This is a genomic window from Ruminococcus sp. MCC718 (assembly GCF_018783905.1).
In the GTDB taxonomy this organism is placed as follows: Bacteria; Bacillota; Clostridia; order Lachnospirales; family Lachnospiraceae; genus Hominisplanchenecus; species Hominisplanchenecus faecis.
Map to the genome: position 1 here is coordinate 33,003 of NZ_WQNP01000150.1, position 21,467 is coordinate 54,469.

Genomic DNA, 21,467 nt, shown 5'->3' on the forward strand with positions numbered 1-21,467 from the left:
CACTAAATATCCAGATTTTTTACAAACTGAGCATTCTCTTCTATAAATTCTCTTCTTGGTTCTACCTGATCGCCCATCAGCGTTGTAAAGGTAACATCCAGCTCTGAAGAATTTTCGTTATCCATAACAACACGGCGGAGCACTCGTTTTTCCGGATCCATGGTAGTTTCCCAGAGCTGCTCTGCATCCATCTCTCCAAGACCTTTGTAACGCTGGATCTTGTTGTTCTGGTCTCGTCCGACTTCTTCCAGGATCGCTGCCAGCTGCTCATCGCTGTACGCATACCAGACTTTTTTGTTTTTCTCCAGTTTATACAGTGGTGGCTGTGCCAGATATACATGTCCTTCTTTGATTAGATTCGGCATGAAACGGTACAGGAATGTCAAAAGCAGTGTACTGATATGTGCACCATCAACATCGGCATCGGTCATAATGATGATCTTGTCATAACGCAGTTTTGAAATATCGAAATCTTCGTGGATACCGGTTCCGAACGCAGTGATCATCGCCTTGATCTCCGCATTTGCATAAATACGGTCAAGTCTTGCTTTCTCCACATTCAGGATTTTTCCGCGAAGCGGCAGGATTGCCTGGGTTGCACGGCTTCTCGCTGTCTTTGCAGAACCACCGGCAGAATCTCCCTCAACAATATAGATTTCACAGTTTTTCGGATCTTTGTCTGAACAGTCTGCCAGTTTTCCAGGAAGAGACATTCCTTCCAGTGCAGATTTTCTTCTGGTCAGATCTCTTGCTTTTCTGGCTGCCTCTCTCGCTCTCTGAGCCATGATAGATTTCTCAAGGATCATTTTTGCAACCTGCGGATGCTGTTCCAGATAGATCATCAGCTGCTCGGAAACAATATTGTCAACAGCACCTCGTGCCTCACTGTTGCCCAGTTTCTGCTTGGTCTGACCTTCAAACTGCGGATCTTCAATCTTGATGCTTACGATCACGGTAAGACCTTCACGGATATCATCACCGGAAAGTGTCTCGGTGTCCTTGATCAGTTTATTCAGTCTCGCATAAGAATTAAAAGTCTTTGTCAGTGCATTTTTAAAACCAGTCAGATGAGTTCCGCCTTCCGGAGTCGTGATGTTATTTACAAAACTGTAGGAACCTTCGGTGTATCCATCGTTGTGCTGCATGGCAACTTCCACATAAATATTATCCTTCATTCCTTCACAGTAAATAATATCCGGGTAAAGCGGTGTCTTGCCTTTATTCAGGTAAGTCACAAACTCCTTGATACCGCCCTCATAATGGAAGGTCTTTTCGATTGGTTCTTCCGGACGGTCATCTCTTAAAACAATCTTGATATTTTTTGTAAGAAATGCCATCTCACGAAGTCTCTGTTTAAGCACATTAAAATCAAAAACTGTTTCTTCAAAAATTTCGCTGTCCGGCAGGAATGTAACCGTTGTACCTGTTTTCTTTGGATCACATTCTCCGATCACTTTTAATTTATATACTACTTTTCCTCTTTCATATCGCTGACGATAAATTTTACCTTCATGGTAAATCGTAACTTCAAGATGTGTAGAAAGTGCATTTACAACAGACGCACCTACACCATGCAGACCACCGGAAACTTTGTATCCGCCACCGCCGAATTTTCCGCCAGCATGCAGGATCGTAAACACGACTTCTACCGCCGGAATACCTGCTTTGTGGTTGATTCCGACCGGAATGCCTCGTCCATTGTCAATGACTGTTACGGAATTATCTTTATTTATCGTTACCTGGATGGTATCACAATACCCCGCAAGAGCTTCATCAACTGCATTATCTACAATCTCATAAACCAGATGATGAAGACCTCTGGACGATGTACTGCCGATATACATACCCGGTCTCTTTCGTACAGCCTCAAGACCTTCCAATATCTGAATCTGATCTGCACCGTATTCTGCATTGCTCTCTGTGCCCATAGTAACCTCCTGTCTTTTCTTTTCATCCTTCGCAAACAACACCGTCTGCAACATGAAAAACTTTGTTCAACTGAAACTTGTTTTCTATAAAATCATCGATCCCCGTACAGGTGATCAACGTCTGTATATCATGTATACTGTCTAATAAATACTGCTGCCTGCTGCTGTCCAGTTCGGAAAGTACATCATCCAGAAGCAGTACCGGCGTATCTTTGATCGCTCTTTTTACCAGTTCGATCTCCGCAAGTTTCAGCGAAAGTGCAGCCGTTCTCTGCTGCCCCTGCGATCCAAATCTGCGGATATCTACACCCTTTACTTCAAAAAGCAGATCGTCCCTGTGAGGACCTGTCATGCTCATTTTCACCTTCAGATCCCGTTTCCTGGAAGTCTGAAGTTTTCTTTCGAATTCGTCCGCAGAAACATTTTTCTCATAACGGACCATCAGCTCTTCTCTGCCGCCCGTCAGATTTCTATGTATCTCTGCTACGATCACGCCAAGCTCTTCGACAAACCGCTCCCTTGATTCGATCAGCTTTTTTCCATATTTTACCAGCTGCATATCCCATATATCCAGCATTTCTTCATACTGACTGTTAAAAGAACACTCTTTCAGCAGCTTATTTCTCTGTATGATCACTTTATTGTAATTGGAAAGCTCGTGTAAGTAAAGCTTATCCAGCTGACAAAGTTCCATATCAATAAAACGCCGCCGCTCCGCCGGTCCGTTTTTAATGATACCAAGATCCTCCGGTGAGAAAAAAACAAAGTTTGCGATTCCAAGCAGCTCTGCCGCCTTTCGGATCGGCACGCCGTTGACTGCAATGCCCTTCGGCCGGTTCTTTTTCAGATGCATATCGATCTCATAAGCACTCTGGCTTCTGCTGATCGCCATCCGTATATGAGCTTCTTCCTCACCAAAACGGATCATTTCCCTGTCTTTACTTCCCTTATGGGATTTCGTCGTTCCGCATAGATATACCGCTTCGAGAATATTGGTCTTCCCTTGGGCATTGTTCCCATAGAAAAGATTCGTTCCCTTATCAAAAGACAACTGCAGCGACTCATAATTGCGGAACTGATTCAGCTTCAAAGATTTTACTATCATTCCATCAATCTGTAATTTTTACAGTCTGACCATCATATTCTACCACATCGCCGGCATGCAGTTTCTTGCCCCGCTGTGTTTCTGTCTGGCCGTTTACCTTCACAAGACCATCCTGAACGGCATATTTTGCGTCCACGCCGGACTCTACAAAACCTGCTGCTTTCAATGCCTGACCAAGTTTGATAAACTCATCTCTTAATTTAATTGTTTCCATAAACTTTCACTCCTTATGCCATAAAATTAACCGGCAAGATCAAATATATATAAGATTGCTGTTCGTCTCTGATAAAGCATGGTGCTTTCGGGTTCATCAGATAAATATCAACCGTTTCATCATCAATAACACGAAGAGCATCGATCAGAAATCGCGGATTAAATCCGATCATAATGTCCTTGCCTTCTTTATTGATGTCAATTTCTTCATCCATGGAACCGATCTGAGACTGAATCTTAAGTTCAATATTATCATCTGTGATTGAAAGAATGATCGGTTTTTTATCACTTTCTTTTACCAGAAGTGTCGCACGGTCAATACAGTCCAGAAGCTCTTTTTTATTTACCTGAATCTTGGTTTCGTAGTCACTGGAAAGCATCTGATCAATGCGGAAATATTCACCCTCAATCAGACGTGACACAACAACGGTATCATCAAATTCAAAGACAATATGATTTTTTGTAAAGAAAATACTGACTTCATCTTCGGTTTCGCCTGATAAAATCTTACTGATTTCGATAAGTGTCTTTCCAGGAACGACAACTTTGATATCAGAATATTCCTCTTTTAATTCAATTTTCCGTATACTTATGCGGTGTCCATCTAGGGATACTACACGCAGCATATCGCCTTTGACTTCGAATAATTCGCCGGTCATCATCTTATTGTTTTCATTGGCTGCGATCGAGAAAATAGTCTGACGAATCACCTCTTTTAATGTAAACTGAGAGACAACAATATGATTATCTCTTTCTACATAAGGAAGATAGGAAAATTCTTCCCCGGACTGACCGCTGATGCTGAATTTTGCCTTCTCACAGGTGATGGTAGTCGTCAGATTTCCGTCTGTTTCAATCGTAACATCATTATCAGGAAGTTTACGAATGATATCAGAGAAAATTTTTGCATCAATTGCAACAATTCCTTTTTCCAGAATGGTACCGTCAACGATGGTTTCAATTCCAAGTTCCATATCGTTGGCTGTAAATTTAATATTGTTTGTGGATGCATCAATCAAAATACATTCCAGGATAGGCATGGTTGTTTTTCCTGGGATTGCTTTCAGAACAATATTCACACTTTTTAAAAGATTACTTTTTGAGCATACTAATTTCATTGTGTTGATAACTCCTTTGTGGGTTAAATGAGATAAATTAAAGAGAAAATCCGCAGTAGCCGCCGTAGGGGATGTGAATATGTGAATAACTCCCAAAATCCTTGAATTTAAGGGAAAAAACAGGTTGGATAAACTGGTGAAAAGTCCACAAATTTCTGAGGAAAACCGGTGGGTTATTAACATCCTCAGAAATTGGCTAAAGTTATTCACACAGTATCCAACACATATCCACATTATTTTGTGCACAAATAAAAAGACGATGCTTTTTCGGCCGTCTAGTTTGGATTCAGTTTCTTTTTAATGATATCTATCGTGTTTTTCAGATCATCGGAAGTCTCAATTTCTTTCGAAATTTTCTCAACTCCATGAAGTACGGTCGTATGATCGCGGTTTCCCATCAGTTTTCCGATCGCTTTGAGCGGTGTGCTGGTCATTTCACGGCACAGATACATGGCAATCTGCCTTGGAATCACGATATCAGCACTTCGTTTGGAACCTTTTATATCATCTGTTTTGATATGAAAGTGTTCTGCAACGGTCAGAAGGATCAGATCCGGTGTGATTTCTCGTTTTGCGTTCGGTGAAATCATATCCTTTAAGGCTTCCTGTGCCAGTTCTACTGTAATTTCGCGGTGTTCAAGACTGCTCATTGCAGTGATCCGGTTCAGTGCACCTTCGAGTTCACGGATATTGGACTTGATATTGGTAGCAATATACTGAATGACTTCATCATCCAGATGGTAACCTTTTTCTTTGGAATCACGTTCTTCTTTTTTGCGGAGGATTGCCATCCTTGTCTCATAATCCGGGGAAGAAATATCTGCGATCAGGCCCCATTCAAAGCGGGATTTCAGCCTTCCTTCCAGCGTTGCGATCTCTTTCGGCGGTTTATCGGATGAAATGATGATCTGTTTTTTCGCACCATGCAGGTCGTTAAACGTGTGGAAAAACTCTTCCTGTGTGGACTCTTTTCCGATGATAAACTGGATATCGTCGATCAGCAGAACGTCGATATTACGGTACTTTTCACGGAATTTTGTCATAGCAGTATTATTGCCGTTTCGGATCGCTTCAATCAGTTCGTTCGTAAAGGATTCACTCGTTACATAAAGTACTCTGGTCTGTGGATTATTTTCCAGGATAAAGTGTGCGATCGAGTGCATCAGATGGGTTTTCCCCAGTCCAACACCTCCGTAGAGGAAGAGGGGATTGTAGATTTCGCCCGGGGATTCGGCAACTGCCAAAGATGCAGCGTGTGCAAATTTGTTGTTGCTTCCGACAACGAAGTTTTCAAAGGTATATTCCGGATTTAAATTTGCTTTTTCTAATATATTATTGAAAGAATTGTCAGTATTCGAAGAAGAATCCGCTTCTTTTACAACATTTTGTTCTACAGTATACACGATCTTGGTGCAGTCCAGTCCTGTAAGCTCTGCAATCGTAGAACGGAGCGGAGTTGTAAACTTCTTATTTATATAGGAATTAATGAAATCCTCGTTAATACCCATTTCATCAATCGGGACATAAATAAAAAGAGTGCCTTCGTCACTGTCATATCTTTGTACTTGAAGTGGTTTGATCCAGGTGTTGATGGAAATTGGGGAAAATCCGAATTCTGTACTGAGGGTATCCACAACACTGTCCCACTTTTCTTCTATGATATTCATGAGGATCTCCTTTTAAGGCCAGTTTTACTTATTTAATATTAAACTAAAACAGGAAAATTATCAATGCTTATTTTTGAATGTGCATAACTTTTCGACAATAATCCACACTCAAAAATGCGATAAAATGGGCGTTTGTGAGAAAAATGTAGAAAATATGCAAAAGTTACACACGAAGTTATCCCCAAGTTATCCCCAAAATGTGGATAACTTTATGTAAACCAGTAAGTTTACATAAGTATGTTACAGAAGAATCAGATGAAAAAAAGGTTGAAAAATAAAGGAATTTTGGGAATCACAGACTTCGAAAAATGCAGAAAAATGTCGAAAGAAGGAAAGAGGGGGGATTGGCAGTGTGAATAACTAAAGGAACATCATCCACAGTGGGAAAAGCCTTATTTTAAGGCATTTTTTTGAAAAAGAAAAAAAGTTTTTCACATCAAATAAAAAAGTTATCCCCAAGTTATCCCCAAAATGTGGATAACTGAGTGTAAACTATGCAGATGTCCGCTTTGCATCTGTTTGTCTATGGGACTGACAGGAACGGTTCTGCCACAAAGCTCGGTTCAATTGAAAAAATCACGGAATTACTTGACTTTATAGGGCTTTGCATATATAATTGAAACGATGTTTTCTAAACAGATAAAACAGATTTTATATTTGATAAGGAGGTGCCGTAATAATGAAAATGACATTTCAGCCAAAGAAAAGATCCAGAGCTAAAGTTCATGGATTCAGAGCAAGAATGAGCACTGCAGGCGGAAGAAAAGTACTTGCTGCCAGAAGATTAAAAGGAAGAAAAAAATTATCAGCATAGGCCGCAGATGTGTGGCCTTTTCTTCTATGTTCGTCTTTTGAAAGGATGACAGAAAAAAGGAAGCAGTATGATATTTTCAGAGTCTTTGAAAAAAAACAGAGATTTCCAGACGGTATATAAGTATGGAAAGTCGGCCGCCAACCGTTATCTCATTATGTATATCTATCCGAATCAGACAGAGAGGAACAGACTTGGGATTTCGGTCAGTAAAAAGGTGGGCAATAGTGTGGTCAGACACAGACTGGCCAGATTGATAAGAGAAAGTTATCGCCTGAGTGAAACCAGATTTCACTCAGGATATGATATTGTAGTAATTGCAAGACCTGTTGCAAAAGATAAGAATTATTTTGAAGTAGAAAGTGCATTATTACATCTTGGTAAAGTGCATAAAATAGCAGGTTGATATTCATGAAAAATATTTTAATCGCAATGATCCGGTTTTATCAGAAATTTCTGTCACCATTAAAGCATACGAGATGCCCCTATACACCGACCTGCTCGCAGTATGGCCTGGAGGCGATACAAAAATACGGGGCTGTTAAAGGAAGTCTTCTGGCATGCTGGAGGATTTTGCGATGCAATCCCTTTTCCAAGGGTGGTTATGATCCCGTTCCGTAAACGGGTAGGAAGAATTAAAAATAGAAAATTGAATATGAAGAACTGCTGTATAATGTCAGGTGAATATGCAGGAGGAAGGTTATGTTATTAACAAAAAGCAACACCATCATCATTGGACAGGTGGCAACACTGTTAGGTCTTTTGATGAATGCGATTTTTAGTTTCACTGACGGGGTGTTTGGGATTTCCAATATCGGTGTATGTATTATTTTGTTTACACTGGTTATTTATGCCCTGCTCACTCCACTCACGATCAAACAGCAGAAGTTTTCAAAGATGTCTGCGATCATGAATCCTGAGATAAAGGCAATCCAGAAAAAGTATGCCGGCAAAAACGACCAGGTAAGTATGATGAAGATGAACGAAGAAACACAGAATGTATATGCAAAATACGGTGTTTCTCCGATGGGAACATGTCTTCCGATGCTGATTCAGCTGCTGATCCTGTTTGCATTGTATCGTGTAATCTGGAATATTCCGGCTTACGTTGCAAGTGTAAAAGATGTATTTACTCCTCTTGTAAATGTTCTTTTAAAGACACAGGGTACACAGCAGTTTTTAGCTGATACAGTAGGAAACCAGGTCAATTTCCAGAGACTTGGTTATACAGCAAACAGTGCGATCGATGCACTGTACAAGTTCAAACCGGCAGACTGGACTGCAATGGCAGAGAAGTTTCCGGATCTGTCAGGTATGATCTCACAGACAACAGGCAGTCTTGATAAAATGAACTATTTCCTGGGATTGAATATTTCCAACTCACCGATGACAGCGATGGTGGAAAATTTCAAGGCACATAACTGGATTTTATTTGTATGTGCACTAGCAATCCCGGTACTGGCAGGTTTAAGCCAGTGGCTCAACACCAGACTGATGCCGCAGGCAGCAGCAAGCCCGGCAGGAGACGACAGTTCCATGGAAAGCTCCATGAAGATGATGAACAATATGATGCCTCTGGTATCTGTATTCTTCTGTCTGTCACTTCCGATCGGTCTTGGTATCTACTGGATCGCAGGTGCGGTATTCAGAGGTATCCAGCAGGTTGTTGTCAACAAACATATGGAAAAGATGGATATGGACGCACTGATCCGCAAAAATGTGGAGAAAATGAATGCCAAACGTAAGAAACAGGGACTTCCGCCAAAGAAAATTTCTGAGCATGCAAAAGTAAACTTCAAAGATCTTGAGGATGCACAGAAAGTGGATGAGAAGAAACAGGCAGAACGTCAGAAAAAAATCCAGGATTCTACGGAGTACTATAAACACGCAGATGCGAAACCGGGAAGTATTGCAGCAAAAGCGAGAATGGTTCAGCAGTTTGATGAAAAGAATCCAAAAGGTAAGAAAAATAAGAATTAAAGTAATAAGGTAATAAAGAGAAGTAATATGGGGAGAAGGATGGGAGGTATTAAAATGGAAGAGTATATCGAGGTTTCTGCGAAGACAAAAGAAGAAGCGATCATGAATGCAGCAATTCAGCTTGGAACAAGCAGCGATAATATTGAATATGATGTTATTCAGGAAGCAACTTCCGGACTTTTTGGAATCGGAAGAAAACCGGCCATTATAAGGGCAAGAAAGAAAAAAGATATTTCTCTTGATTTTGAGGAAGCCGTAAGAGATCCTTTGAAGGACATTTCTGCAAAGAAAAGCTTTATGAAAAAACCGGCAAAGAAATTTACCAAAGAGCCGGTAAAAAAACAGCCTGAGAAAACGGTTGAAAAGAAGGAAGAAAAACCGGTTGAGAAGGAACCGGAAAGAAAACCGGAAAATCAGCCGCAGTCAAAAGCTGAAAAAGAAGTGGAAGTAAAGAAAGAAGAACCGCAGGCAAAACCGGCAGTTACAAGAGAAAAGCTTCCGATCAACAAAGAAGCAGCAGAGAAAGATGCAAAAGAATTTCTGGAGAAAATGTTTGCAGCAATGGATTCAGAAGTTTGCATCAAAACATCATTTGATAAAGATGACAATCTGAACATCGAGCTTTCCGGTAAAGATATGGGTGTTCTGATCGGTAAGAGAGGACAGACTCTTGATTCTATCCAGTATCTTACAAGCCTCGTTGTCAACAAAGGCAATGCGGGATATGTACGTGTGAAGGTAGATACCGAAAACTACCGTGCACGCAGAAAAGAGACACTGGAAAATCTGGCAAAGAATATTGCGTTCAAAGTAAAGAGAACAAAGAAACCGGTATTTCTGGAGCCGATGAATCCATACGAGAGAAGAGTGATCCATTCTGCACTTCAGAATGATCCGCTGGTGTCCACACACAGCGAGGGCGAAGAGCCGTATCGTAAAGTAGTTGTTACATTAAAAAAACAGTAAAGTAAAATAGTTGTAAGTGATATGAGTCTGATTTTCAGTGCGGCAGATATGCTGCCGAAAATCAGACTTTTTGAATATCAGGAGGAATCAATGAAAGGTGAAACGATTGCAGCGATCTCCACAGCAGTCAGCAGTTCCGGAATCGGGATTGTGCGAATCAGCGGAGATCAGGCATTTGAAATAGCGGACCGTGTATACAGAAGTCCGAAAGGCAAAAAGAAATTATCAGAACAGCAATCCCATACGGTTCACTATGGTTATATCTGTGACGGAGACGAAGTGCTGGATGAGGTGCTTGTAGTTCTGATGCGTGCACCGAGGAGTTTTACGGCGGAAGATACCGTAGAAATCGACTGCCACGGCGGTGTGTATGCGATACAGCGAGTGCTGGAAGCTGTGATCAAAAATGGTGCAGCTCCGGCAGAGCCGGGAGAATTTACCAAACGTGCCTTTTTAAATGGAAGAATGGATCTGTCGCAGGCGGAGGCGGTGATGGATGTCATTGAGGCAAAAAATGAATACGCTCTGAAAAGTTCCGTCGGCCAGCTTCGCGGAAGCATCGGTCAGAAAATAAAGGATCTGAGAGCAAAGATCATTTATCATATTGCATATATTGAGTCGGCATTGGATGATCCGGAACATATCAGCCTTGACGGTTATCCGCAGGAGCTTGAAAAGGAAAATGAAGCGTGGATCGAGATGATCGAGAAGCTGATCCGCTCTGCAAACGATGGAAGGATCATGACGGAAGGCATCAAGACGGTAATCCTTGGAAAGCCAAACGCCGGAAAGTCTTCTCTGCTTAACAAGCTCTGCGGAACGGAAAAGGCGATCGTGACAGACATTGCGGGAACGACAAGAGATGTGCTGGAGCAGAGCATCAATCTTCACGGCATCACACTTAACCTGATGGATACCGCAGGCATCCGTGATACGGAAGATATCGTAGAGCAGATTGGTGTGCAGCGTGCAAAAAAATATGCAAAAGAAGCAGACCTGATTCTGTACGTGGCAGATTCATCGACCGCACTGGATGAGAATGATGAAGAGATTATCGAACTATTTGAAGGCAGAAAGGTGATCGTTCTTTTAAATAAATCGGATCTGGAGCCGGTAACGACAGAACAGATCCTGAAGGAAAAAGTGGGAGAACATCCGGTGATCTGCGTTTCTGCAAAAGATGAGACTGGATTTGAACAGCTTGAGGATACACTCAAAAATATGTTTCTCGAAGGCAGCCTTTCTTTTAACGATGAGGTATGTATCACAAATATGCGTCATAAGGCAGCACTTATGGATGCAAAAGAGAGCCTGAAGCAGGTGACGGAGAGCATCGCACAGGATATGCCGGAGGATTTCTTCTCGATCGATCTGATGAGTGCATATGAATCTCTGGGAACGATTATCGGCGAGGCCGTGGATGATGATCTGGTAAATGAAATTTTCAGTAAGTTCTGTATGGGCAAATAAGTGGAGGCAAGAAATGAATACATTAGAAGAATATACAGATGTGGTAGTCGTAGGAGCCGGACATGCCGGATGTGAGGCAGCACTTGCCTGTGCAAGACTCGGACTTTCCACAACCATTTTTACCGTGAGTGTGGACAGCATTGCACTGATGCCGTGCAACCCGAACATAGGTGGAAGCTCCAAGGGTCATCTGGTAAGAGAGATCGATGCACTTGGCGGTGAGATGGGAAAAAATATCGACAAAACGTTTATCCAGTCCAAGATGCTCAATAAATCCAAAGGACCTGCCGTACATTCTCTGCGTGCACAGGCAGACAAGGCAGAATATTCCAGATCCATGCGAAAAGTTTTGGAAAACACAGATAACCTGTCAATCGTGCAGGCAGAAGTTGCAGAAATTCTGACAGAAGACGGAAAAATCACCGGAGTCAAAACATTCTCCGGGGCAACGTATCACTGCAAAGCCTGCGTGCTTTGTACCGGAACATATCTGCGTGCAAGATGTATTTACGGTGATATCAGTAATTATACCGGGCCAAACGGATTGCAGGCAGCAAATCATCTGACAGATTCCCTGAAAGCACATGGAATCGAGATGCAGCGATTTAAGACCGGTACACCGGCACGTGTAGACCGCAGATCGATTGATTTTTCAAAAATGCAGGAACAGTTTGGCGATGAGAGAGTGGTACCCTTTTCTTTTACAACCGATCCGGAGAGTGTCCAGATCGACCAGGCATCCTGCTGGCTGACTTATACAAACGAAGAAACACATGAAATTATCCGGAAAAATCTGGATCGTTCACCACTTTATTCCGGTATGATCGAGGGAACCGGACCAAGATACTGTCCGTCCATCGAGGACAAAGTGGTAAAATTTGCAGATAAAAACAGACACCAGGTATTTCTTGAGCCGGAAGGACTGCATACGAACGAAATGTATATCGGCGGTATGTCAAGCTCCCTGCCGGAAGATGTTCAGCATGAAATGTACCACACGGTAGCCGGACTTGAGCACGCAAAGATCGTCCGCAATGCCTATGCGATCGAGTATGACTGCATCAATCCGAGACAGCTGGATGCATCCCTGGAGTTTAAAAATATCAGGGGACTTTTCAGTGGCGGACAGTTTAACGGCAGCAGCGGATATGAAGAAGCAGCGGCACAGGGACTGATTGCCGGTATCAATGCAGCAATGCAGGTAAAGGGAAAAGAGCCGCTGATCCTTGATCGTTCGGAAGCTTATATTGGTGTTCTAATCGATGATCTGGTAACAAAAGAGAATCGTGAGCCATATCGTATGATGACATCCAGAGCAGAATATCGTCTGCTTCTGCGACAGGACAATGCAGATCTGCGTCTGACAGAGAAAGGTTATCAGGTGGGGCTGATCTCCGAAGAACGCTATCAGGAGCTGAAAACAAAAGAGCGTCAGATCGCAGAGGAAATGGAACGTGTAGATCATGAGAATATTGGCGGAACCGAAGTAGTACAGAAATTTCTGGAGGCACATGAAAGTACACTTCTGAAGTCCGGAACAACCATCGGAGAACTGGTACGCCGTCCGGAGCTGGACTATGAGATGTTAGAAGAGATTGACAAAAACAGACCGCAGTATTCTGCCGGTGTGCGTGAACAGGTCAATATCAACATCAAATATCAGGGCTACATCCGAAGACAGATGAAGCAGGTCGAGCAGTTCAAGAAAATGGAAAACAAACGGATTCCGAAAGATATTAATTACGACGAAGTCGGAAGCCTGAGAATTGAAGCGGTGCAGAAACTGAAAAAATTCCAGCCGCTTTCCATCGGACAGGCATCCCGTATTTCCGGTGTGTCACCGGCGGATATTTCCGTACTGCTCGTATATTTGGAATCCAGAGATCGAAAATAAAGTGAAGTCCTGCGGCAAAAGAATGTTTGGCAGACGAAACGTAAATATTGAATTTTAAGTCAGATGCACGAGATATTTGACAGGAGGAAAACGTGGACAGAAGTAAATTTCATATTTTAGAAGATGGATGTCAGGCATTTGGCGTGACATTGACAGAGAAGCAGATTGAACAGTTTGAGAAATATTATGAGCTGCTGGTAGAATGGAATAAAGTGATGAACCTCACCGGGATCACTGAATTTGACGAAGTGATGCAGAAACATTTTGTGGACAGCGTGGCAGCGGCAGAATATGTGGAGATGGAAAAAATAAACAGCCTGATCGATGTCGGGACCGGAGCCGGCTTTCCGGGAATCCCGCTGAAGATTGTTTATCCACATTTGCAGGTGACACTTTTGGACTCTTTGAACAAAAGGATCAAATTTCTGGATGAAGTTGTGGATAACCTGGGACTTACCGGAATCGAAACGGTGCATGGAAGAGCAGAAGATGCGGCGAAAAAAGCAGAATACCGCGAACAGTTTGATCTGTCTGTTTCCAGAGCAGTTGCGAACCTTGCGTCCCTTACCGAGTATTGCCTGCCGTTTGTAAAAGTCGGCGGAAAATTTGTTTCCTATAAATCTGTTTCAGTGGATGAAGAAATCGCTCAGAGTAAGAAGGCAGTTTATGTGCTTGGCGGAGAAATCGGAAAAGTGGAGAAATTCCATCTGCCGGGAAGTGACATGGAGAGGGCACTTGTGGTTGTGGAAAAGAAGAGAAGCACGCCGAAGAAATACCCGAGAAAAGCCGGGATGCCGACGAAAGAGCCTCTTGCGTGAATGTGTAAAAAGAGTGTAATAATGTAAAAACATACGTCAGGATGATTTGAAAACAATCTGCTGACACGCTTCGTTTTCTGGGAAGCTGCCGTCCGTGCAATTTGTTTTCGGATATTTATGGCTGTATTATTTTACGCACTGTTTTCTACAGGTGAAACCATCGGATGTAATTGATCGAATTTACAGTTGTACTATGGAAATTTATATGCTGTCCAATCTGTACTATTCCTATGGAGCAGCGGCGATTGCACTTCCGCAGGTGCAGGCATGGATGTATATGAAATTCAAATGCAATTTGCTGATCCAGCTATGGAACATTCACCACGTGGTTGTTATTCCGGAAAATACATTGCCGGAGGATTATGATCCGCAGTTTTTTATTGATGAGATAAAACGGGCAAACAGAGAAACCATTCCGGAGGAAGAATGGCTTTCCGACCGGCTTTACTATGTGGATTACAAAAAGAAAAAAAATCATCTGAGAACTTTTGTATAGACAGGGGAAATAAAAGTAGATATTACCAGAAATTATCATATCGGCGAGAACTATAATCTGTTTGATGATTTTGGGGTAAGATAAACCCAGCAGCGAAGGTGTACACCAGATGTGAGGTGATCTCCGTCTTTGCAGGCGGTGAACAACAAGTCTGTGTCTGTGACGGGATAAAATCTCCCATCTGATATAACCTTCGACGGATTGCAGAAGTGCACAAAAGAATGTCGGAGACATTCAGAAATGTCCGGGTATAATGGTTTTGTGCCAGATCTTACGTGTATTCAAATTAAAATTTTAAAAGAACATGTCAACATATTCCAGTACAGCCTGCGGATTTTCCATTTGCGGGTATTTTTCTGTATTTTCAATAAAATCGTATTCTACAGCGGAATTGAGGCGGACATAGCCTTCGACGGTTCGTTCACGTTCCTCTGTCTTTCTTCCTTCGAGAATAAACAGACTGTTGTTGATGCTGTTTAAGGCTCTGGAGATGTCTGCATTTAAATAAAATCCATCCAGGCTGGACAGCAGATATTTCCCGCCGCACTCATCGAGATGAGCAGCTTCATGATAAATGTCCAGCATCTTCTTTGAGACAGAGAAAGGATTATAAAAATACTTTTCAGTGAATAAATATTCAATATTTTCCCGCCGCATCTGCATGTTGTATACAGCTGTACCGACGATCGGAAGATCCATAATAAATTTGATGATCCTGGAACGTTTGGACGGTGTACATTTCAGATTGGAAATGCTTTCCGGATTGATCATCATAATTTTGTTATAGGCATCCGGATTGGTACTGCATGCCATCAACACAAAAGAAGAAGACAGACCGGTAGCGATGATGTCTGTTTTTTCGTGAATCACATGCTCGATAAAATCATTGATAAGCTGCACGTAAAAATAGTTTGTGTAGGTCAGGTTCGGTTTATCAGAACGACCGCAGCCAAGAAGATCCAGGCAATATACCGTGTGGTCTGCGGACAGATTTTTCAGCAGCAGATCCCATTCGTAGGAAGAGGCAGCCGGAGCCAGATCGTGAACAAGCAGGAGAGGAGAACCGCTTCCTGTTTTTGTATAATAGACCTGACCGAAACGCCAGTCATAAAAAGCACCTTTATGTTTATCCAGCAGATTTTTAACCGTGGCAAGAGCCTGGGCACAGCGATTGACGATGTGAAGAGAGCCAACAGCCAGAGCGGTCATGAGAATGCCGGTTTTGATTTTTTGCTTCATAAAAACTCCTTTCTGAGAAACATTGTCTTATACAGATCTTTGTGATTTTTCATTGCCTTCATTATAATCCAAGATGTAAGCAGAGACAAGGCAAAAGTATATCAGATGTGCACAGAAGAATATGGCATGGGATGCATGACGTGCACATCGCAGCAAGAATGTCAGAGGTATTCTTGAAATAAGAAACAATATAGAAGATATAAAAATTTCATATGTTTCACGTGAAACATTGCTTTACATAATTCTGTTTATCCAGTACAATGGGTTAGAACATACAGAAAGCGATGATAAAATGGTAAAAGAGTATTTAAAGGAAAAAGCAGACAGTCTGACAGCCGAAAAAGAACGGTTGACAGCTCAAAAGGAAAGGCTTGACGGGATACGTGAGCGCCTTCACAAAAGCATAGACGAGGTGCAAAAAAAGGAAGACGTTGATTTTGAAATTTTTTCGCCGCGGGCAGATATGCGTGTGTCTAAGGAGATGCTGAATGAGATGCATCAGCAGATGAATGATGTCAAAAGGCAGCAGGCACAGACAGCGAGGGAACTGGAAGAGGTAACGGCAAAGCTGGACAAGTTTCTGTACATGCTCGAAGAGGTGCAGAATCTGCCGGATTAATATTTCATATGTTTCACGTGAAACATTTCCAGGATTTTGGAATGCTTAAGACTGGATATCTAAAAAAAGAAGTGCTATAATTGAAAAATACTTTGTGTTCAGGGCAAATGCACGTGAAACAAAGCAGCATCTGGTATGAACTGGAAACGAAAGGGGAATATTTAATGGAAAGAACTATCGTAGTCGCCAACCAGAAGGGTGGTGTAGGCAAAACAACAACAGCGATCAATCTGGCAGCTTCTCTGGCAGAACTGGGAAAGAAGGTACTGGTAGTGGATATGGACCCACAGGGAAATACTACCAGCGGACTGGGAATTGACAAAGAGCAGGCAGAAAATACGGTGTACGAGCTGATGCTGGAAGAGTGTTCCGTAGAGGATGCGATTATGGAAAGTGAGTATGAAAATCTGAGTGTTCTTCCGTCAAATATCAATCTGGCAGCAGCAGAGATCGAGCTGGTGGGAGCAGAGGAAAAGGAATATATTTTAAAGAAAGCAATCGATGAAGTAAAGAAAAACTATGACTTTGTGCTGATCGACTGTCCACCTTCTTTAAGTATGCTGACTATCAATGCAATGTGTGCGGCAGATACGGTACTCGTGCCGATTCAGTGCGAATATTATGCACTCGAGGGACTGTCTCAGCTGATCCACACAATCAATCTTGTCCAGGATCGACTGAACCCGGATCTGGAAATCGAAGGCGTGGTATTTACCATGTACGATGCAAGAACCAATCTGTCTCTTCAGGTGGTGGAAAACGTAAAAAATAATCTTGATCAGAATATTTATAAGACAATTATCCCAAGAAATGTAAGATTAGCAGAGGCACCAAGTTATGGAATGCCGATCACCAGATATGACAAGCGTTCTACCGGAGCAGAAAGCTACCGCAGACTTGCCGAAGAGGTAATTCATAGAGGAGAGGAAGAATGGCTGTAAGAAAAGCAGGGCTTGGTAAGGGACTGGACTCCCTGATCCCGGAGCATAGCGTAAGAAGAAAAGCGGAAAAAACGGAGCAGAAACCGGAAAAAAATGAGCTTCTTCTGAAGATAACAGATATTGAACCAAACAGAGAACAGCCGCGGAAACATTTTGATGAAGATGCGTTGCTGGAATTGTCAGATTCCATCAAACAATTTGGAATTATCCAACCGCTGATTGTTCAGAAAAAAGAGGATCATTACGAGATCATAGCAGGGGAACGCAGATGGCGTGCGGCAAAGATGGCAGGGTTAAAAGAGGTTCCGGCTATTATCAAGAGTTATACAGATCGGGAAATCCTGGAGATTTCTCTGATTGAAAATATTCAGCGGGAAAATTTAAATCCGATCGACGAAGCAAGAGCTTATAAAAAGCTGCTCACCGAGTTTCATCTGAAGCAGGATGAAGTGGCGGAGCGTGTTTCCAAGAGCAGAACGGCAGTGACCAATTCCATGCGTCTTCTGAAGCTGGATGAGAGAGTACAGCAGATGGTGATCGATGAAATGCTCACGACCGGCCATGCGAGAGCGTTGATTTCTATTGAAGACCGAGATCTGCAGTTCCAGATGGCAAATCAGATCTTTGATAATAAATTAAGTGTCAGAGAGACAGAAAAACTGGTCAGAAAGCTGGGCGAAGAAAAGGAAGAAACCACAAAAACAAAAGAACCGGATGTAGAGATCATTTACCGGAATCTGGAAGAAAAGGTAAAAGAAATACTCGGTACAAAAGTACAGATCAGTCACAAAAAGAATAATAGCGGAAAAATTGAGATTGAGTATTATTCCAATGAGGAACTGGAGAGGATCATTGAACTGCTGGAAAGCGTTCAGAATCATTAAAATTAAATAAGGAATGGAGGGAAAATATGGGGATTTTTGATGCGATAGGCATTGATGCAGGTATCGTGCTGATCATTGTAATTCTGATACAGCTTGTGCTGATTTTTTTCCTGGTCAAGCAGTCCATGAAGCTGGCAAGACTTACGAATAAGTACAAAATGTTCATGCGTGGAAAAGATGCGATATCCCTGGAAAAAGCATTTGAAAAGAAATTCGAAGAAGTAGATGCCATGACAGAAGCAGTAAAATATCAGGCGGATGAGATTTATAAATTAAAAGAAATCCAGAAAATGACACTGAACAAAACTGCAATCGTAAAATATGATGCATTCAAAGATGTCGGCGGCAAATTAAGTTTTGCACTTGCAATGCTGGATAAAGAGAACAGCGGATTTGTATTAAATGCGATCCACAGCAGAGAAGGCTGTTATACTTATGTCAAAGAAATCGTAAAAGGCGAGTCTTATATCGTGCTTGGCGAAGAAGAAAAAGAAGCACTGCGTCAGGCTGTAAATGCACACAACGATATCGGATAACGTCAGGTATTAAAACAGAAAGTGTTTGCACAGAAGGACACAAAGTCACTTTACGAGGCAGATTACATGTGTTAAAATCGGAAAAGAAGTGACCCGTGATCCAGAGGGTCTTGAGTTGAAATAAAATGAAATAAAAGAAAAGGACGATAAAAAATGTTAGACATTAAATTTGTGAGAGAAAATCCGGAAATTGTAAAACAGAATATCAGAAATAAATTCCAGGATAAAAAACTGCCGCTGGTAGATGAAGTACTGGAGCTGGACAAGAGAAACCGTGAGATCAAACAGGAAGTAGAAGCTCTGCGTGCAGAAAGAAACAAACTGTCCAAAGAGATCGGCGGCCTGATGAAACAGGGTAAAAAAGAAGAGGCAGAGGAAGTAAAACGTCAGGTAGCAGCAAGTGCTGACCGTATCAACGAACTTTCCGCAGAAGAAGCTGAAGTAGAAGAAAAACTGAAAACAAACATGATGGTTATCCCGAACATCATCGATCCGTCTGTGCCGATCGGAAAAGATGACAGCGAAAACGTAGAGATCGAACGCTTCGGTGAGCCGGTTGTTCCGGATTTTGAAATCCCGTACCATACAGAAATCATGGAATCTTTCAACGGTATCGACCTTGACAGTGCAAGAAAAGTTGCCGGAAATGGATTCTATTACCTGATGGGAGACATCGCAAGACTGCATTCCGCAGTGATCGCATACGCACGTGATTTCATGATCAACCGTGGATTTACTTACTGCGTACCGCCATTTATGATCCGCAGCAACGTAGTTACCGGCGTTATGAGTTTTGCCGAGATGGATTCCATGATGTACAAAATCGAAGGCGAAGATCTGTATCTGATCGGAACCAGCGAACATTCTATGATCGGTAAATTCATCGACACAATCATTCCGGAAGAAGAGCTGCCGAAGACGCTGACCAGCTATTCTCCATGTTTCAGAAAAGAAAAAGGTGCACACGGCATCGAAGAGCGAGGTGTATACCGTATCCACCAGTTTGAAAAACAGGAAATGATCGTTGTATGCAAACCGGAAGAAAGCAAAATGTGGTATGAAAAACTGTGGAAAAACACCGTAGATCTGTTCCGCAGCATGGATATCCCGGTTCGTACGCTGGAATGCTGTTCCGGTGACCTGGCAGACCTGAAAGTAAAATCAGTGGACGTAGAAGCATGGTCTCCGAGACAGAAAAAATATTTCGAAGTAGGAAGCTGCTCAAACTTAGGTGACGCTCAGGCACGCCGTCTGAAAATCCGCATAAATGGTGAGAATGGCAAATATTTTGCACATACATTAAACAATACCGTAGTTGCACCGCCTCGTATGTTGATTGCATTCTTGGAGAACAACCTGCAGGCTGACGGAAGCGTTAAGATTCCGGAAGTACTTCAGCCATACATGGGCGGCATGAAAGTGATTGAAAAGAAATAATAGAGGTGGCATAATTGCATAATTATCTGCGAGCAATCGGATTTAGCAATCTGCAGAATGAAAAAGATATAAAAGAAATTCTCACCGAGGTTTTCCACGATTTTGACGAAAGAGAAGTTTCAAGAGAAGGGAAAAACAAAGCTTTTGTAGAGTATACAAAAAGCTTTGGTGAAAATATGGGAATCAAGATGTGCGGCATCATGGATACGGATGGTTTCCATCAGGAGTATTATTTCCCATATTTTCAGGGAAAAGATATCAGCAGCAAAGAAGATCTGATTATTGAACGCCATGCGGCAAGAGAATCCTTTGCCGGTGTCTGCGAAGATGTAAGGATCGGTGTTTCGGTTATTTTCTATTTACAGAATGCCGCAAAATATAAAAAGGAAATGCTGCTCGGACATCTGTTGAGTGATAAGATCAGCACGAGCTTTTCCGGACTTTCCCTGAAAGGCAAAATTTTATTTCCAGTACAGAAGGCGGAACCGCGTGTCACTGCGACAGGAAGTGATTCGGCAAATCAGAGGCACAAAATGATCGCAGCCGCAAGACAGGGTGATGCAGAGGCAATCGAAAGCCTGACATTGGAAGATATTGATACTTATGCGGCAGTCAATCAGAGGATTTTAAAAGAAGATCTTTTCAGCATTGTAGACACACTCTTTATGCCGTATGGCCTGGAATGTGATCATTATCAGGTCATGGGAAACATTAAGGATGTTGAAAAAACAGTGAATAAATATACAAAAGAAACCATTTATCAGCTCAGGCTGGAGTGCAACGATATGAACCTGGATGTCTGTATTAACAAAGAGGATCTGCTCGGTGAGCCGGAGGTCGGAAGAAGATTTAAAGGTACTATATGGCTTCAGGGACATATCAATTTCGCAAATTAAGTGTGGACGCATAAAAAAGGCTGTGCTATAATAAAAAAGCTGGCAGCTTTGGCTGCCAGGCACACTGTTTCCTTAGTTAAATGGATATAACAAGTGTCTCCTAAGAGAAAGCCGAGGCATTCCCCAAAGGGAAAAAATGAAAAACAACTTTCAGTTCGAATCTATTCTGAAAAATGCTAAGGGTGACAACAAAGCATTCCCCAAATTGGGGAACGTTCTAATGTTACCAAATCAAAAAAATCTGTAGATTGACAACTCGAAAAAGAGTTGATAATCTTATATATGGCCGAAGGGAAAAATCCCAGAAACCCAGTAAAATCAAGGGTTTGCGGCATGTGTCGTCATAGCTCAGCTGGATAGAGCACTCGCCTCCTAAGAGAAAGCCGAGGCATTCCCCAAAGGGAAAAAATGAAAAACAACTTTCAGTTCGAATCTATTCTGAAAAATGC

At 42.2% G+C, this 21,467-nt stretch carries 21 protein-coding genes; 15 read left to right on the top strand and 6 right to left on the bottom strand.

What is annotated here, in order from left to right:
* Positions 1–2: 2 nt before the first annotated feature.
* The 5 genes from gyrB to dnaA all read right to left on the bottom strand — a co-directional run bounded on the left by gyrB (position 3) and on the right by dnaA (position 6,031).
* Positions 3–1,928, bottom strand: coding sequence for a DNA topoisomerase (ATP-hydrolyzing) subunit B (gyrB, locus tag GPK60_RS12240; RefSeq protein ID WP_215660370.1), 1,926 nt, complete (start codon positions 1,926–1,928; stop codon positions 3–5).
* A 22-nt stretch (positions 1,929–1,950) separates the two neighbouring features.
* The gene (recF, locus tag GPK60_RS12245; protein WP_147632223.1) at positions 1,951–3,033 is read right to left on the bottom strand and encodes a DNA replication/repair protein RecF; all 1,083 of its coding nucleotides are present in this window, start codon (positions 3,031–3,033) and stop codon (positions 1,951–1,953) included.
* A gap of 4 nt (positions 3,034–3,037) precedes the next feature.
* On the bottom strand, positions 3,038–3,247 hold the full coding sequence (locus GPK60_RS12250; protein WP_022118260.1) for an RNA-binding S4 domain-containing protein: 210 nt from the start codon (positions 3,245–3,247) through the stop codon (positions 3,038–3,040).
* Between the two features lie 13 nt (positions 3,248–3,260).
* The gene (gene dnaN, locus GPK60_RS12255) at positions 3,261–4,364 is read right to left on the bottom strand and encodes a DNA polymerase III subunit beta (RefSeq protein WP_022118259.1); all 1,104 of its coding nucleotides are present in this window, start codon (positions 4,362–4,364) and stop codon (positions 3,261–3,263) included.
* A gap of 275 nt (positions 4,365–4,639) precedes the next feature.
* Complete coding sequence (dnaA, locus tag GPK60_RS12260; RefSeq protein ID WP_022118258.1) at positions 4,640–6,031, bottom strand: chromosomal replication initiator protein DnaA; 1,392 nt, start codon at positions 6,029–6,031, stop codon at positions 4,640–4,642.
* A 679-nt stretch (positions 6,032–6,710) separates the two neighbouring features.
* Here dnaA and rpmH point away from each other — a divergent pair.
* From rpmH to GPK60_RS12305, 9 genes are all read left to right on the top strand, one after another.
* Positions 6,711–6,845 carry a 50S ribosomal protein L34 gene (rpmH, locus tag GPK60_RS12265; protein WP_022119702.1) on the top strand — a complete coding sequence of 45 codons (135 nt, stop codon included), beginning with the start codon at positions 6,711–6,713 and terminating at the stop codon, positions 6,843–6,845.
* A 67-nt stretch (positions 6,846–6,912) separates the two neighbouring features.
* Positions 6,913–7,248 carry a ribonuclease P protein component gene (gene rnpA, locus GPK60_RS12270; RefSeq protein ID WP_022119703.1) on the top strand — a complete coding sequence of 112 codons (336 nt, stop codon included), beginning with the start codon at positions 6,913–6,915 and terminating at the stop codon, positions 7,246–7,248.
* Positions 7,249–7,253: 5 nt separating this feature from the next.
* Positions 7,254–7,463: a membrane protein insertion efficiency factor YidD gene (gene yidD, locus GPK60_RS12275; RefSeq protein WP_147632221.1), complete on the top strand. Its 210-nt coding sequence runs from the start codon at positions 7,254–7,256 to the stop codon at positions 7,461–7,463.
* A gap of 81 nt (positions 7,464–7,544) precedes the next feature.
* Entirely contained in the window at positions 7,545–8,822 is a 1,278-nt protein-coding gene (locus GPK60_RS12280) for a YidC/Oxa1 family membrane protein insertase (RefSeq protein ID WP_215660373.1), read from the top strand.
* A gap of 54 nt (positions 8,823–8,876) precedes the next feature.
* Positions 8,877–9,788 carry an RNA-binding cell elongation regulator Jag/EloR gene (gene jag / locus GPK60_RS12285; RefSeq protein ID WP_022119706.1) on the top strand — a complete coding sequence of 304 codons (912 nt, stop codon included), beginning with the start codon at positions 8,877–8,879 and terminating at the stop codon, positions 9,786–9,788.
* A 90-nt stretch (positions 9,789–9,878) separates the two neighbouring features.
* Positions 9,879–11,258: a tRNA uridine-5-carboxymethylaminomethyl(34) synthesis GTPase MnmE gene (gene mnmE, locus GPK60_RS12290; protein ID WP_147632251.1), complete on the top strand. Its 1,380-nt coding sequence runs from the start codon at positions 9,879–9,881 to the stop codon at positions 11,256–11,258.
* A gap of 13 nt (positions 11,259–11,271) precedes the next feature.
* The gene (gene mnmG, locus GPK60_RS12295; protein WP_215660376.1) at positions 11,272–13,152 is read left to right on the top strand and encodes a tRNA uridine-5-carboxymethylaminomethyl(34) synthesis enzyme MnmG; all 1,881 of its coding nucleotides are present in this window, start codon (positions 11,272–11,274) and stop codon (positions 13,150–13,152) included.
* A 92-nt stretch (positions 13,153–13,244) separates the two neighbouring features.
* A complete protein-coding gene (gene rsmG / locus GPK60_RS12300) occupies positions 13,245–13,970 on the top strand; it encodes a 16S rRNA (guanine(527)-N(7))-methyltransferase RsmG (protein ID WP_248834929.1) in 726 nt (241 codons plus the stop codon).
* Positions 13,971–14,163: 193 nt separating this feature from the next.
* Positions 14,164–14,466, top strand: coding sequence for a DUF5688 family protein (locus tag GPK60_RS12305; RefSeq protein ID WP_215660380.1), 303 nt, complete (start codon positions 14,164–14,166; stop codon positions 14,464–14,466).
* 294 nt (positions 14,467–14,760) lie between these two features.
* On the opposite strand, the gene GPK60_RS12310 is transcribed toward GPK60_RS12305, so the two are convergent.
* The gene (locus GPK60_RS12310; protein WP_215660382.1) at positions 14,761–15,705 is read right to left on the bottom strand and encodes an alpha/beta fold hydrolase; all 945 of its coding nucleotides are present in this window, start codon (positions 15,703–15,705) and stop codon (positions 14,761–14,763) included.
* Positions 15,706–15,934: 229 nt separating this feature from the next.
* On the opposite strand from GPK60_RS12310, the gene GPK60_RS12315 reads away from it, so the two are divergent.
* From GPK60_RS12315 to GPK60_RS12340, 6 genes are all read left to right on the top strand, one after another.
* Positions 15,935–16,324: a hypothetical protein gene (locus GPK60_RS12315; protein ID WP_173887264.1), complete on the top strand. Its 390-nt coding sequence runs from the start codon at positions 15,935–15,937 to the stop codon at positions 16,322–16,324.
* Between the two features lie 164 nt (positions 16,325–16,488).
* Complete coding sequence (locus GPK60_RS12320; RefSeq protein ID WP_215660385.1) at positions 16,489–17,265, top strand: AAA family ATPase; 777 nt, start codon at positions 16,489–16,491, stop codon at positions 17,263–17,265.
* Positions 17,256–18,149 (top strand): ParB/RepB/Spo0J family partition protein, encoded by an 894-nt coding sequence (locus tag GPK60_RS12325; protein WP_173866470.1) that lies wholly within the window; start codon positions 17,256–17,258, stop codon positions 18,147–18,149. Before GPK60_RS12320 ends, GPK60_RS12325 begins: the two co-directional genes overlap by 10 nt.
* Positions 18,150–18,175: 26 nt before the next feature.
* Positions 18,176–18,685: a DUF4446 family protein gene (locus GPK60_RS12330; RefSeq protein ID WP_022118026.1), complete on the top strand. Its 510-nt coding sequence runs from the start codon at positions 18,176–18,178 to the stop codon at positions 18,683–18,685.
* Between the two features lie 153 nt (positions 18,686–18,838).
* Positions 18,839–20,122: a serine--tRNA ligase gene (gene serS, locus GPK60_RS12335; RefSeq protein ID WP_147632210.1), complete on the top strand. Its 1,284-nt coding sequence runs from the start codon at positions 18,839–18,841 to the stop codon at positions 20,120–20,122.
* Positions 20,123–20,136: 14 nt separating this feature from the next.
* The gene (locus tag GPK60_RS12340; protein WP_022118024.1) at positions 20,137–21,018 is read left to right on the top strand and encodes a DUF3881 family protein; all 882 of its coding nucleotides are present in this window, start codon (positions 20,137–20,139) and stop codon (positions 21,016–21,018) included.
* Positions 21,019–21,467: the final 449 nt, after the last annotated feature.

What these genes read in the sequence shown, in the direction of transcription:
- gyrB (WP_215660370.1), bottom strand. Translation starts at nt 1,928, where the DNA reads ATGGGCACAGAGAGCAATGCAGAATACGGTGCAGATCAGATTCAGATA.
- recF (WP_147632223.1), bottom strand. Translation starts at nt 3,033, where the DNA reads ATGATAGTAAAATCTTTGAAGCTGAATCAGTTCCGCAATTATGAGTCG.
- GPK60_RS12250 (WP_022118260.1), bottom strand. Translation starts at nt 3,247, where the DNA reads ATGGAAACAATTAAATTAAGAGATGAGTTTATCAAACTTGGTCAGGCA.
- dnaN (WP_022118259.1), bottom strand. Translation starts at nt 4,364, where the DNA reads ATGAAATTAGTATGCTCAAAAAGTAATCTTTTAAAAAGTGTGAATATT.
- dnaA (WP_022118258.1), bottom strand. Translation starts at nt 6,031, where the DNA reads ATGAATATCATAGAAGAAAAGTGGGACAGTGTTGTGGATACCCTCAGT.
- rpmH (WP_022119702.1), top strand. Translation starts at nt 6,711, where the DNA reads ATGAAAATGACATTTCAGCCAAAGAAAAGATCCAGAGCTAAAGTTCAT.
- rnpA (WP_022119703.1), top strand. Translation starts at nt 6,913, where the DNA reads ATGATATTTTCAGAGTCTTTGAAAAAAAACAGAGATTTCCAGACGGTA.
- yidD (WP_147632221.1), top strand. Translation starts at nt 7,254, where the DNA reads ATGAAAAATATTTTAATCGCAATGATCCGGTTTTATCAGAAATTTCTG.
- GPK60_RS12280 (WP_215660373.1), top strand. Translation starts at nt 7,545, where the DNA reads ATGTTATTAACAAAAAGCAACACCATCATCATTGGACAGGTGGCAACA.
- jag (WP_022119706.1), top strand. Translation starts at nt 8,877, where the DNA reads ATGGAAGAGTATATCGAGGTTTCTGCGAAGACAAAAGAAGAAGCGATC.
- mnmE (WP_147632251.1), top strand. Translation starts at nt 9,879, where the DNA reads ATGAAAGGTGAAACGATTGCAGCGATCTCCACAGCAGTCAGCAGTTCC.
- mnmG (WP_215660376.1), top strand. Translation starts at nt 11,272, where the DNA reads ATGAATACATTAGAAGAATATACAGATGTGGTAGTCGTAGGAGCCGGA.
- GPK60_RS12305 (WP_215660380.1), top strand. Translation starts at nt 14,164, where the DNA reads ATGGAAATTTATATGCTGTCCAATCTGTACTATTCCTATGGAGCAGCG.
- GPK60_RS12310 (WP_215660382.1), bottom strand. Translation starts at nt 15,705, where the DNA reads ATGAAGCAAAAAATCAAAACCGGCATTCTCATGACCGCTCTGGCTGTT.
- GPK60_RS12320 (WP_215660385.1), top strand. Translation starts at nt 16,489, where the DNA reads ATGGAAAGAACTATCGTAGTCGCCAACCAGAAGGGTGGTGTAGGCAAA.
- GPK60_RS12325 (WP_173866470.1), top strand. Translation starts at nt 17,256, where the DNA reads ATGGCTGTAAGAAAAGCAGGGCTTGGTAAGGGACTGGACTCCCTGATC.
- GPK60_RS12330 (WP_022118026.1), top strand. Translation starts at nt 18,176, where the DNA reads ATGGGGATTTTTGATGCGATAGGCATTGATGCAGGTATCGTGCTGATC.
- serS (WP_147632210.1), top strand. Translation starts at nt 18,839, where the DNA reads ATGTTAGACATTAAATTTGTGAGAGAAAATCCGGAAATTGTAAAACAG.